The sequence below is a fragment of the Amycolatopsis sp. w19 genome (genome assembly GCF_051373225.1).
In the GTDB taxonomy this organism is placed as follows: Bacteria; Actinomycetota; Actinomycetes; order Mycobacteriales; family Pseudonocardiaceae; genus Amycolatopsis; species Amycolatopsis japonica.
On record NZ_JBPQFM010000012.1, the window covers coordinates 217,912 to 230,081 of the forward strand.

Annotated in this window: 10 protein-coding genes; 3 read left to right on the forward strand and 7 right to left on the reverse strand. The window is 69.1% G+C overall.

Annotated features, from left to right (window positions below; genetic code table 11):
• Positions 1–118 precede the first annotated feature (118 nt).
• Positions 119–1,153 carry a helix-turn-helix domain-containing protein gene (locus ACSMFO_RS23915; RefSeq protein ID WP_436460565.1) on the forward strand — a complete coding sequence of 345 codons (1,035 nt, stop codon included), beginning with the start codon at positions 119–121 and terminating at the stop codon, positions 1,151–1,153.
• On the opposite strand, the gene ACSMFO_RS23920 is transcribed toward ACSMFO_RS23915, so the two are convergent.
• The 5 genes from ACSMFO_RS23920 to ACSMFO_RS23940 all read right to left on the reverse strand — a co-directional run bounded on the left by ACSMFO_RS23920 (position 1,116) and on the right by ACSMFO_RS23940 (position 7,743).
• Positions 1,116–5,159, reverse strand: coding sequence for a S8 family serine peptidase (locus ACSMFO_RS23920; protein WP_436460566.1), 4,044 nt, complete (start codon positions 5,157–5,159; stop codon positions 1,116–1,118). The two genes, ACSMFO_RS23915 and ACSMFO_RS23920, sit on opposite strands and share 38 nt — an antisense overlap.
• 206 nt (positions 5,160–5,365) lie before the next feature.
• The gene (locus ACSMFO_RS23925; protein WP_360123745.1) at positions 5,366–5,995 is read right to left on the reverse strand and encodes a lamin tail domain-containing protein; all 630 of its coding nucleotides are present in this window, start codon (positions 5,993–5,995) and stop codon (positions 5,366–5,368) included.
• A 134-nt stretch (positions 5,996–6,129) separates the two neighbouring features.
• Positions 6,130–6,414, reverse strand: a complete 285-nt coding sequence (locus ACSMFO_RS23930) for a helix-turn-helix domain-containing protein (RefSeq protein WP_360123742.1) — start codon at positions 6,412–6,414, stop codon at positions 6,130–6,132.
• A 32-nt stretch (positions 6,415–6,446) separates the two neighbouring features.
• The gene (locus ACSMFO_RS23935; RefSeq protein ID WP_436460567.1) at positions 6,447–6,947 is read right to left on the reverse strand and encodes a lamin tail domain-containing protein; all 501 of its coding nucleotides are present in this window, start codon (positions 6,945–6,947) and stop codon (positions 6,447–6,449) included.
• Between the two features lie 100 nt (positions 6,948–7,047).
• Positions 7,048–7,743 (reverse strand): response regulator, encoded by a 696-nt coding sequence (locus tag ACSMFO_RS23940; RefSeq protein WP_073848090.1) that lies wholly within the window; start codon positions 7,741–7,743, stop codon positions 7,048–7,050.
• A 509-nt stretch (positions 7,744–8,252) separates the two neighbouring features.
• Here ACSMFO_RS23940 and ACSMFO_RS23945 point away from each other — a divergent pair.
• Positions 8,253–8,672, forward strand: coding sequence for a GNAT family N-acetyltransferase (locus tag ACSMFO_RS23945; protein ID WP_436460568.1), 420 nt, complete (start codon positions 8,253–8,255; stop codon positions 8,670–8,672).
• A gap of 69 nt (positions 8,673–8,741) precedes the next feature.
• Here ACSMFO_RS23945 and ACSMFO_RS23950 read toward each other — a convergent pair whose 3' ends face one another.
• Positions 8,742–9,167: a cysteine dioxygenase gene (locus ACSMFO_RS23950; RefSeq protein WP_436460569.1), complete on the reverse strand. Its 426-nt coding sequence runs from the start codon at positions 9,165–9,167 to the stop codon at positions 8,742–8,744.
• Positions 9,168–9,362: 195 nt separating this feature from the next.
• Between ACSMFO_RS23950 and ACSMFO_RS23955 the strand changes: the two genes are divergently transcribed.
• Entirely contained in the window at positions 9,363–10,229 is an 867-nt protein-coding gene (locus ACSMFO_RS23955) for a LysR family transcriptional regulator (protein ID WP_436460570.1), read from the forward strand.
• 586 nt (positions 10,230–10,815) lie between these two features.
• Here the strand turns inward: ACSMFO_RS23955 and ACSMFO_RS23960 are convergent.
• A complete protein-coding gene (locus tag ACSMFO_RS23960) occupies positions 10,816–12,099 on the reverse strand; it encodes an amidase family protein (RefSeq protein ID WP_436460571.1) in 1,284 nt (427 codons plus the stop codon).
• Positions 12,100–12,170 lie beyond the last annotated feature (71 nt).

Consider the following 12,170-nt stretch of genomic DNA (forward strand, 5'->3'; position numbering starts at 1 on the left):
GGATCCCCGATCACGACTGACCACAGTGGACGGTCCGGACGCGATGCGGTCCCTTTTGCCCGCCGGATTCCAGCGGTATGGTCGGACGAAGGCGACCGCGGCTGCGGCGGGAGACGATTTGCTGGACATCATCGGTCTGAGTGAAACCGACGTCGAGGTCTACGATGCCTTCGCCGGCACCGGTTCGCTGACCGTCGCCGAAATCCGGCGGCGAACCGGGATTCCGCAACAACGGCTGCTCCGCGTACTGGGCGCGCTGACGGAAAAAGGTTTGCTCGTCAGGCTTCCCGGCCGGGCGGAGGCGTATTCGGCGGTGCGGCCGGAGATCGCGCTGGAGGCGATGCTCCGGCTGAAGGAACAGGAACTCGCGAGCGCGCGGCTGGTCGCCGACCGGTTGCGCGAGCGGTACCGGGCGACGTCCGGCGAACGCGCGGTCGATCTCATCGAAGTGATCCACGGCGACGCGCTGATCGCCGAGCGGGCGGATCAGCTGCTGCGCTCGGCCGAGCGGGAGGTCGCCTTCGTCGACAAACCGCCTTACGCGCGAACGCCGAGTGTGCTGCATCCCGCCGAACGTGATCTCCTTGGCCGGGGGGTGCGCTTTCGCGGGGTTTACGAGCGCAGTGCGCTGGAAATGCACGACCTGTCATCCGACCTGGAAGCAGGTCTCGCGCTCGGCGAGGAGGCCCGCGTGGTCACCAGCGCCCCGCTCAAGATGATCGTGGTCGACCAGCGCGTCGGACTGGTGCCACTGCGGTCCGATCTCCCCGAGGTCGGCGCGGCCCTGGTGATCCACCCGTGCGCGCTGCTCGACGCGCTCGGCGCGGTCTTCGCTTTCCTTTGGCAGAGCGGGCTTCCGCTGCGCCTGCCCGGTTCGGCCGAACTGGCGGACGTCGCCCCTTCCGACGACGCCCGCCTGCTCGCCTTGCTGACCACCGGCCTGCCGGACCGGAGCATCGCCAAGCAGCTCGGCATGAGCTACCGGACCTTCCAACGACGGCTTCGCGACCTCATGACCGCGCTCGGCGCGACCACCCGGTTCCAGGCCGGGCTTCAGGTCGCCACGCGGGGTTGGGTCACCTTGCCGGCGGCCCAACCCCCGATCGAGGACGACGTCAGCGAGCGCGCGGATTCGCCTTCGCCACGTCCGTGAGCGCGTAGGCCCGCTGGACCGTCTGCGTCACGGTGTTGCCCGAGCTGTCCCGTGCTTCCGAGCGCAGCCAGACGAACCCGTCGGTCGCCGCGAGTGGCGGGTGGGCCACCGTCACCGACCAGAGCCCGTTCGCACCCGGCCGGACGGTCGCCGCCGTCCACGTGCGCCCGCCGTCCGTCGACGCCGACACCTGCAGCCGCGTCACCGGTCCGCCGCCCCGCGCGCCGCTGTGCGAGCCGGCGGACACGTCGAAGGTGAACGGGCGCCCGGCCGGGGCGCGGCCGCCGAGATCCAGCGGCAGCCGGTGGTCCAGCTGGATGAGCGGCTGGAAGGAACACGACTTCCCCGCGTTGTGGCAGGAGAAGCCGAGCGGTGCCGCGGCGTCGGACCGTGCCGAGGCGAACGTCCACGACGTGTCCGTCCTCGGGGCGTGCTGGAACAGCGCCCCGCTCGGGATGCCGACCTGCGCCGGGCCGGGCATCACGTCGGTCACGTCCAGCCGGTAGGTGGCGGGGGTCGGCGCGAGCCGGAACTCCGGGATGAGCGCGAGCGGATCGTCCGCATTGGACCGCGGGATCTCGGCCCCGTCCCGGTACAGCCGTGCCGTGGTCGCCGCGAAGTACCGCGCGTTCTCGTAGGGATTCGCGTAATGCCCGCCCACCCCGGTCGTGCCGTCCATCCACTGCAGGCCGGGGAGGAACAGGTCGGGATCCGTGCCACCACGGCACATCGAGCACAGCACCGCCCAGCCGGAGGCCGTCGCCGGGTACCGGGCCGGATGATCGGCCGGCAGTTCCACCGTGCCGCTGTGCAGTGGCGCGCGGAACCAGAACTCGTCCGGTCTCGACCGCTCGCCCGCGCGGTAGACGTTCTGCGCGTTCATGCTCAGTGCGGCGCGACGACCCGCGGTGTCGTTGCCGGACAGGGTGACGACCCTTTTCCAGACCAGCCGATCGTCCGCCGGACCGGTGTATTCGGTCCAGGAGCCGGGAACCGGGATCTTCGTGCCCTGCACCGCTTGTGTCTTCCACAGGCCGGTCGGGAAGGCGTACCAGTTCTTCTGCCCGGTCAGTCCCGGTTTTTCGGCCTGGTACCCGGTTTTCGTGGCGACCAAGGTCTTCCGGTCGACCCGCCGGACGAGCTCCTTCGGCACGCCGTTGGCGTCGAGGTAGCTGAGGTTGTACATCGCGTCCGGAGCCGCGCGCACCAGCAAGCGCACCGAAACGGCACCGGCGGTCCGCAGCTTTTCGCCTTCGTCCCAGCCGAGGGACAAGGTCGGCACCACCGCGCTGCCGAGGCCCGGAACGCTCAGCGAACCCGGCGAACCGGCGTAGGGGATCAACGCCGCCCCACCCGCGGCGGACACCGCGCGTGCCGCGTTCGCGATGCCCACGGAGACCGCGCTCACCGGATCCGGTGCCCCGGCCGGGACCGGAATCCTTACCAGGACGGCCTTTCCGCGGACGTCGAGACCGGTGAGATCACCCGCATCACCGAACACGACCGGCAGCGTTCGCTCACCGGGCGACTTCGCCGTCAACGTCGGCACGTCGTACGCCGGGTTCAGCACGGCCGAACCGCCACCGACGATCCGCATCTCGACCGCGGTCTGGGACAGTGTCGCGCTGTCCTGCAACGAAATCGCGCCCGCCGAGGTGGCGGCCGAGGGGGTCACGCGCACCTCCCAGCCCGCGCCCGAGGCCAGCCCGGCTTCACCGATGTAACCGTTCACACCGGCTCCGCCGGGGATCACGCGCCTCAGCATCACCGTGCGGTCCCGCAGATCGGTGGGAGTGGGCGTGATCAGCCCCGCCGGGACGGCGTTCGCCGCGTTCAGCGCGATCTCCGCCGGGCCCGTGACGGCGACCTGCGTCGCGCTCATCGCCGACCAGCGGCGCACCGTCAGCCCGCGCTCCATCGCCCAGCCGAGCGCCGAATAGCGTCCGGCGGGCACGAGCACCCGGCCGACCCCGTCGACCAGGCCGACCTGCTGGCTGACCTGGTCGAGGAACGGGTCGTTGCGGTTACCCGCACCGGCCGCGTCGTCGATCAGCTGAGCCGACGCGGACTGAGCGGGCCCGCCCGCCGAGTCCCGGACCCGGATCGTCACCGGGAACAGTTCGGCCGCGTTGTAGGTGCTCACAGGAGTCCGCACCGCGTTGGCCCCGTCCGCGGTCGTGGCCACCACGGCGCCACCGTAGACACCCGCCGTTCCTTCGTTCGGGTTCACGGCGAGGTCGACGGTGGTACTCGACTTCGGCGGGATCGACAGATCCGTCTTCGCCAGGCGCATCCCGGTACCCGGCGCGGCGCCGCCGTCCCAAGGTCGCACGGTCAGCTTCAGGTTCAGGTTCAGCGGCTGGTCCCCGGCGTTGGTGTAGGACAGCTGCCGGACGACCTGTGCCGAGGCGTTGGTCGTCCGCTCGTTACGGCCGAAACTAGCGACGGCGGTGCCGGTCGCCTTCTGCGATACGGCCCGCGCGACGTCGAGGATTCCGGCGCCCTGCTCGAACCAGCGAAGGCCGACGTCCTTGGCCGTGGTGACGAGGGTGTTCTTCAGTGCCTGCCCGGTCAGCCCCGGTCGCTGCTGCAGCAGGATAGCCGCGGCGCCCGCGACATGCGGTGTCGCCATGGAAGTGCCCGACGCGGCGGTGTAGGAGGCGTCCACCGGTTCGCCCAGCGCCGTGTCCGCGGCCCTGGCGGCGACGATCCCGACGCCGGGCGCGGTGATCTCCGGTTTGACCGAGGCGTCCCGCAACCGCGGGCCGCGGCTGCTGAACCACGCGATCTTGTCCTCCCGGTCGAGCGCTCCGACGGTGAGCGCGGACGTCGCCGCCCCCGGTGTCGTGACGGTCCGGTCGCCCGGTCCGGAGTTCCCGGCCGCGACCACGAACAGCGTGCCGGACTTCGCCGAAAGCGAGTCGATCTGCTCGCTCATCGGGTCGGCCCCGTCGCTGACGCCGGCACCGAGGCTGAGGTTCACGATCTTCGCGCCCTGCGCGACGGCCCAGTCGATCCCGGCCATCACCTGTGCGGTGTCACCCTCGCCGGAAGCGTCGAAAACCTTGGCCACCACCAGATTCGCGTCCGGTGCCACACCCTTGTACCGGCCGCCCGAGGCCGCGCCGGTACCGGCGACGATCGACGCGACGTGCGTGCCGTGGCCGTGGCGGTCCACGACGTCGCCTTCTCCGCTGAAGTCCGCGGAGGCGACCGTCTTGCCCGCCAGGTCGGGATGGTTCTCGTCGATCCCGGTGTCCACCACCGCGACCGTGCTTCCCTTCCCGGTCCACCCGCCGCTCCACGCCGACGGCGCACCGACCCGCGCGGTGCTCTTGTCCAGCGTCACCCGGACCTTCCTGTCCAGCCGGACTTGCGAAATCCCTTGGTTCAGCACGGGTTTCCCGCCCGCGTCGAACGCGACGAGGGCACGCCAGAATTCGCCCGTCCCCGCTTTCTTGACCTGAACCCCCACTCCGTTGGCCGTGACCAGCGGGGTGAGCCGCTGGGTCTGCGGGAGCGCCTTCGCCTTCGCGTCCAGAGTCCGGGCGGACAGCCCCGACCGGTCGCCGTAACGCACGATGACGGGGATCGTGGTGCTCGCCGCGTCGTCACGCCGGTCGCCGACGAGCGTGGTGACGTTGAACAGCTCCGGGCTCAGCAATCCCTTGCCGACGAACGGAAGCGCGTCCGACGGATACACCATCAGCCCTTCGGCCGTGGTCGTGATCTGGAACGCCGGGCTCGGCCGGTCCGGCCGCACCGCCGGTTCGACCTGTGCGGTGCCGTGCCCGGCGCCGTCTCGTTCGTAGGTCACCACGTCGCCGGTGAGCAACGTGACGCGATGGACGTCCGGCCGCCCGGTGACGGGAGCGGGGCCGGATACGGCGGCGGTCGCGGCGGTCGCGATCACCGGTAGAGGGGTCAGGGCGACCAGTGCGGAGGCCGCCAGGATCGCCACCGGGTGCCAGGGGTGTCTCGTCAGGTGAGGGGAACGGGGGAACATCGAGCCTCACTCTCCTCGGATAGTGAGAAGCGGCCGTGGGCACGGCCGCCGCGAAGATGGAGTTTCCCGAGGATGAGGCAGGAGTTCCCGGATGAACACAATTATCGTTGGCGGTATGTCGCCGTTGGCGAGATACCGCCATGGAAGGGCCCGGACCGCCGACGGCGGCCCGGGCCCGGTCGAGAGACGGGTCGGTACTGGGGGACTTACAGACCCGGGGTGCGCAGCTGCAGCGAGAAGTCCTGCCGGTTGTTGTCGGTGTCGGTGCTCAGGATGTTGCGGGTGTTCGCCGCGTTGAGCTGGTCGGTGATGGTGTTCTCCGGAATCGCGGCCTGGCCTTCACGCGGGGCCACGACCGCGTTGCTGAAGGCCACACCGTCGATCTTCGCGCTCGCCATGTTCTGCAGCGAGAGGCCACCGGCGGTCGGGATGCCCTCGGCGCCGGTCAGGGTGAAGGGGATGACGTAGGTCTGGTCGACGACGGTGCCGGAGAAGTTCTGCCCGACCAGCACCGCGTACTGGCCCGCGTTGCCCTTCGGCTGCAGGATCGTGCCCGCGGGCAGGACGATCGTGTCGGTCACGACGTTCGACGGCGAGTAGATCCGGATCACGTAGCCGCTCACGTCCTGCGGCTGGTTCGAGACGTTGCGCAGCTCGATGAACTCGTCGAGCAGACCGTTCACGCCGCGGGTCGAAACCTCGTTGATGACCACGGTGGACGACACGAGCGGGGCGGCCTCGGTGCCCTCGCTCTCGCCGGCCGCGTTCGCGACACCACCGGCCATACCCATCGCCAGCATTGCGAATACCGCCGAAGCGCCCAGAATTCGTCGCACGGGAAATTCCTTTCAGCTTGGTTTTCCGGGGGATTGTTCCGCCGGACCGGAACCCTTTCCGCCGGTGCCGACACGACAATCATCCGAGAATCGGGGTGCCGCCGGGAAGGGGCCAGTTTTCCGGTACTTTCGCGTCACGCGATAAGGGTCCGGCGCCGCCTTCTCGCGACCGCGGCGGCGAGCTCGAGTTCGTGGCTGGAGGTGTCCAGCACATCGCTGAGCCACTGCCGCCAATACGGACCGGGAATGCGTTTTCCCCGCTCCCAGCGGGAAATCTCTTCGCGCGTGACGCTGTCGTTGCCGGAGCGGGTGTGCAACTTCACGACCAGATCGCCTTGTGACCATCCTTTCGCGATTCGTTGTTCGGCGAGCAGTTCGCACAGCGGGGCCGCGGCCCCGCGTTCGCTGTTCGCGGTCACGACCGCACCTTTCTCGTACTGGTGGAGTGCTTTCAGCCGGCCGGCCGTACACAGCCGAAGTCGGCCTTGTTGTTGTCGGTGTCGCGGCTGACGGCGTCCCTCGACTGGGCGAGCCCGGGGCAGGAGACGGCGGCCTGGTTCTCGCGGCAGGGCGACGACGGCGCCCATCCGACGCTGTCGACCCTCGCCCCGCGCCGGTCCAGCAGTATCTCGCCGTTCCCGACGATCGCTTCGACGACCAGCTGCTGCACCGTCCCGCCGAAACCCTGTGCGGTGATGAGGAAATGGTCACCGGCGGGGATCTCGCTCCCGGCGGGCATGGTGGCCAGTTCGACGGGCGTCGCTTCGCCCGTGCACGCTTGAACGGACCAGCCGCCGATGTCGAGGGTGGTGGCGCCGGTGTTGTGCAGGTCGATGTAGCCTGCCGGGCCGCCGAGCACCTCGTGGATCTTGGCCGACGAAGCCCGGACGGTGTCCGGGGCCGGGGTTCCGGCGAGCGCGAGGAGCAGGAACAGGGAACCTGGCTTCGTCATGACAGCAACGCTAGAAAAACGATCTCGGTGCCACAGGATACGGCGGGTACCGAACCTCGTCCGGTCTCGGTACTTCCGGTACGTCGCTCGCCCGGCCGGGCTAGCCCCGGTACCCGTCCGCGGTGTGCAACTCGCCTTCGCGCTCGGTCGTCTCCAGGCGCGGCAACAGGTTTCCGCCCGGCCGGAAACGCAGCGCCCGGAAGAGGTCGCGCCTGCTGCCGAAGCCCAGCTTCTGCAGGATCCGGCTGACGTAGTTCTTCACGGTCTGCGTCGCGAGGTGCAGTTCTTCGGCGATCTCGTCGTTCGACCACCGGTAGAGGATCAGCGCGAGGATCTCCTCCTCCCGTCTGGTCATCGCGCTCGCGTAGCGCACGGCCTCGGTGACCGCCGGCGGGGTTCCGCCCGCCTGCAGGCAGACTCGCTGTCCGGCGAGCGTCGAGCGCACCGCCGACATCACCTGGCCGCCGCTGGCCGACTTGTGCACGAAGCTGTCCGCGCCCGCGTTCAGCGCCATGGCGATGGCCGACGGCGACGAATCACCGGCGAAGACCAGGACTGCCGCGCGCTCGAACTGTTCCTTCACGAACCGGCAGATCGCGGTCCCGGCGGGCTCACCCCAGATCGACAGCTCGGTGATGACCATGTCGGGATGGCTCTTTTCGCACTGCCACAACGCTTCAGGCTCACTCGCGGCTTCGGCCACCGCCCCCACCCCCGCCGAATCCCGCAACAGCCTGCTGAGCGCGTATCTGATGAGGGGTTGATCGTCTACTACGAGCGTGGTGACGCGGTTCATGGTTCCCCTTGGGGTATCGACGGGCGCCCGGTGTGGCCCGGGCCGTGCGGTCGGCCCGGGCCGGGCGGCGCTCGCATTCGCCGAGAACAGGTTCGCTCGCTCGGGCGATCCGTCGAACCGACCGTCGCGGCGACGTCGGTACTCATTTTTCGCCGAATCCTCTTTCGTCGCGGTCCGGCAGTGATCTTCCCGCTTATCCGCGCGAGTGAGGACCAGCAATCGGGTGACAAGGGGTAAAAAGCCGCCACGCGGGGCGCCGGATTTGGGCCGGACGGCGGAACGGGGATACAGATTCCGAACGCGCCGCACTGGACACGTGGAAAGCCGGGGTCCGGCGCTCGGCGTAGCGGACTGGTTGATTTCGTTGAAAAACCCGATGGCGTCCGATATCGACTTCGTGAAGTCGTTTTCCTGGCTCGCTCCGGTGATTCACCGTGGGGCCATTGTGGAGGGACCGGCCCCGGGTGCGACGCTGTAGGCCGTTGGTATGACAGAAAGGCAAGCCCGTCATGGACGACTCTTACCGCCTGGAAGCAGGCTCCCCGTCGGTCGACGACTACCTGCGGCTGCGCCGCGAGGCCGGTCTCGGCGAACCGCCGAGGGAACAGGCGGAGCGCGGGGTTCGCGGCGCCTGGACGTCGGTCCAGGTGATCCACCGGCCGACCGGTGAGACCGTCGGGATGGGCCGGGTGATCAGCGACGGCGGGTGGTACTTCCACATCGTCGACATGGCCGTTCTGCCCGCCCATCAGCGCCGCGGCATCGGGGACGCCGTCATCGAGGCCCTTCTCGCGGCGATCGACACGGCGGCGCCGGGTGCGTACGTCAATCTGCTCGGCGATCCACCCGGATGGCGGCTCTACAAGCGCCACGGTTTCGTGGAGACCGCTCCCGGGACCATCGGCATGCGGCGCCAAAACGCCGGATAGGGCGTCCGGGAATCGTGCGGCGATATCGGTCGGGCGCGCTGGGCGAAATGGCCCTGCTGATTGCGCCTTTCACCGCGAGGCGGCGCGCATCCGGTAATTGCGGCGCACGCTGGTTCCCTTGCTCAGGTCGGCGCCGTACACGTGCAAGGTGATGGCGACGGTGTCGCCCGCGTTGTGCACCTGGTGGATGTCGTCGGGCGGCGCGACGCCGCTCACCGACCCCACCGGGCGTTGCCGCTGGGCCTTCCGGACCAGCCGATCGTCGTCGATGTCGAAGATGGTCTCGGTCTCGGTTCCTTGCAGGACAAGGAATGTACACCACACCAGGTGATCGTGGATCTCGGTGAGCTGGCCGGGCCGCCAGACCAGGCCGACGATCGAAAAGGCGGACTCGGCGTGCAGGGTGGTGCGGGTGTAGCCGTCGGGGGAGCCGGCGCGTTCCGCCGCGGTGAGCAGTTGCGGAGTCGGGCGGAGTTCGGTGAGAACGTTCGCCACGGCTTGTGCGGTGACAAGGGGTTCGGATGGTCTTCCGGTGCATTGGCTCAGACGTTCAAGCAGCTCCGGAAGGCCTGGTCTGAGGGTCGTGACGGTCATTTTTCGTTCTCCCTTCTCGTCGCTTCTCATCGTGGCCCGCCGTCCGGGCGGCGTCCAATGACGACGTTCTTTCCTTGATATAGATATTCTTTATCCATGCTGAATCTGGTGCAGCTCACGGTGCTGGCGGCGGTCGCGCGGCACGGTTCGATGACCGCGGCGGCGAAGGAACTGCACTACACGCAGCCCGCGGTGAGCCACCATCTCGCGAGACTGGAGGCGGCGACGGGCGCGAAGCTGGTCCAGCGGATCGGCCGCGGCATCCGGCTCACTCCGGAAGGGGAACTGCTCGCCACCCGCGCGGCCGAGATCGTCGGCCGGGTCGAAGGCGCCGAAGCCGAGTTGGCGGCGCAGGTGGGCTTGCGCGCCGGGCGGGTCCGGATGGCGGGGTTCCAGTCGATCCTGAGCACCATCGTCCCCGACGCGGCCGCGACGCTGGCCCGTGCGCATCCCGGACTCGAACTCGGGCTGGTGGACGAACATCCGGGCGAGGCGCTGCGCATGCTGCGGGAGGGGCGGATCGACGTCGCCCTGATCTTCCGGTACGCGGACACACCCCGCGAGGAGCAGGGGCTCCGGCTCGTACACCTGCTGGAGGACCCGATCTATCTGCTCACCAGCGAACCGGGGCAGACCATCGCCGATCATCGTGACTCGACCTGGATCGGCGGCTGCGCCCGCTGCCAGGACGAACTCGTCACGATCTGCGGGCGGGCCGGGTTCGCCCCGCGTATTTCGATGGTCAGCGACGACATCGTGGTCATGCAGGCGCTGGTCGCGGCCCGGATGGGCGTCACCACGCTGCCCCGGCTGGCGCTGCGTGCGCATCGGATGCCCGGTGTGCACGCCACGGAGCTGGCCGAAGACCCGCGTCAGATCTACGCCGTCACCTATGGCGACCCGCCCGATCCTCCGGCCGCGGCGGCGCTGATCGACGCGCTTCAGACGAGCATCCGGGCTTAGGGCGGGGTTCTGAAGTACGTGAAGGCCCCCTTGCTTGCGCTAGACGCGGTGAAGGGGGCCTTCATGTACTTGGGAAGGTGTGAAGGTCGAGTTTCCTCGGCTGAGCCGAGGGAAGGGGGCCTTCACGCGCGGCCGCTGTGACTGCTGGGGCCGGCGGTGTTGAAGAGCCGCAGGTGGCGATCCTGAAGGTAGTGAAGGCCTCCTTCACTACCTCCAGGGTCAGGGTTCGGGCAAAGTCGCCTATTCGCTGGTCGAGTGGGCAACGGAGGCACTCGCCACGGTGGCCTGGCTCCTTCTCGACTGTCCACAGGGGACTCTTCCAGAGGGTGGGTGCCCGATTTGGGCGTTTCGCAAAGGGGTCGTGAGTGGTAAAGAGGGTTAGAACGACCTTTACCACTCACGACCCCTCGGCATAATCACCCATTTCGCCATGAATGAGACATTTGGTCGCCGCGAAGTGACCACAGTGGACGGTTGGAGCCTGTTCGACTCCCGTCGACCAGGGCAATCAAGTGCTTGACCTGCGCTTATGTGACCTTGCCGGGGTCGCTACCTTCAGGGTAGGCAAGGAGGCCTTCATGGACATCTACAGAACCCGTTCGACGAAAGCCCCCACGCCCAGCAACTTCCGGTCGTCCCCGACCAGACCGTCGAGCGCCAGCCCGGCGGGCAGGCCGTCGCGTGCGCGCCCCATCGGGACGGTCAGACCGGGGAATCCCGCGATACTGCCGGGCTGGCAGTTGCGGATGAAGGTGGGGAAGGTCGGGACCTCGCGCCCGCGGTGCACGAAGCTCCCGACGGCCGAGAAGTCCCGGGCCGTCGCCGGTGTGGTGGGGAAGGCCAGCGCGTCGATGCCGCTCTCGTCGAAGATCTTCGCGTAGGCGCGACGCAAGGCGGAGCGGGTGGCGAGGGCCGCTTCGTAGACGGCGGGCTCGACGCCCGGCACGACCGCCTCGGCGAAGATCGCCCGGACGTCGGGTGCGGCGATCTCGCGAACGAGCCGCTCGAACGAAACCTCGGGTACGTGCTCGGCGAGGTAGGACCGGAGCCCGACGCCTGCTTCGTGGATCACCAGCGGCATTCCCTGATCGACGACGAGTTCGGCGAGCGGCGTGTCGTCGAGCGGCACCAGGGTGACGCCTGCCGCGCCCAGACGGGCGAGCGCGGCTTCCCAGAGTTCTTCGACGTCCTCGGACAGGTCGCCGGTCAGGAAACCGTGCGGCACACCCAGCCGGATCGACGGGCGCTCGATCAGGGGTGCCGGCTCTTCCGCCGCGAGGACCGCGTCGAGGAGCGCGAGATCGGCGACCGTGCGGGCGATCGGTCCGGCCGTGTCCCGCGTGCTGCTCAGCGGCGTCATGCCGTCGGACGGGTAGCGGCCCGTGGTCGGCCGGAAGCCGCAAACCCCGTTGAGCGCGGCGGGAACACGGGCCGAACCGCCGGTGTCGGTGCCCAGACCCGCGGGCACGATGCCCGCCGCGACGGCGACCGCGGTCCCGCCGCTGCTGCCTCCGGCGAACCGTGACGGGTCGCACGCGTTGCGCACCGGGCCGAGCGGGGTCGTGTCGCAGGTGATGCCGAGGGCGAGTTCGTGCATGGTCGCCTTGCCGACGACGACGGCGCCCGCGTCGGTCAGCCGCCGGACCACGGTCGCGTGCTCGCGCGGAACGTGGCCCGCCAGCGCCGGGGTCCCCGCGGTGTTCGGCATCCCGGCGACGTGGATGTTGTCCTTGACCACCAACGGGATCCCGCTGAGCGGGCCGGCCGATACGGCCGCGTGATCGTGCGGCGCCAGATGGCCGATCGCGTTGAGATGCCGCACTTCTTCCGCTCGCGCGCGGCTTTCCGGAGCGCTCCAGGGTCCACTCACGGCCGCCAGCTTAGCGTGACAAGGACCACAGTCATCGATAAAGACAATCATTTTCATTAAGCTGCGGCGCG

Excerpts from the sequence above, each read along its gene's own strand:
- ACSMFO_RS23920 (WP_436460566.1), bottom strand. The coding sequence starts at position 5,159 with ATGTTCCCCCGTTCCCCTCACCTGACGAGACACCCCTGGCACCCGGTG.
- ACSMFO_RS23945 (WP_436460568.1), top strand. The coding sequence starts at position 8,253 with ATGGACGACTCTTACCGCCTGGAAGCAGGCTCCCCGTCGGTCGACGAC.
- ACSMFO_RS23955 (WP_436460570.1), top strand. The coding sequence starts at position 9,363 with ATGCTGAATCTGGTGCAGCTCACGGTGCTGGCGGCGGTCGCGCGGCAC.
- ACSMFO_RS23940 (WP_073848090.1), bottom strand. The coding sequence starts at position 7,743 with ATGAACCGCGTCACCACGCTCGTAGTAGACGATCAACCCCTCATCAGA.
- ACSMFO_RS23935 (WP_436460567.1), bottom strand. The coding sequence starts at position 6,947 with ATGACGAAGCCAGGTTCCCTGTTCCTGCTCCTCGCGCTCGCCGGAACC.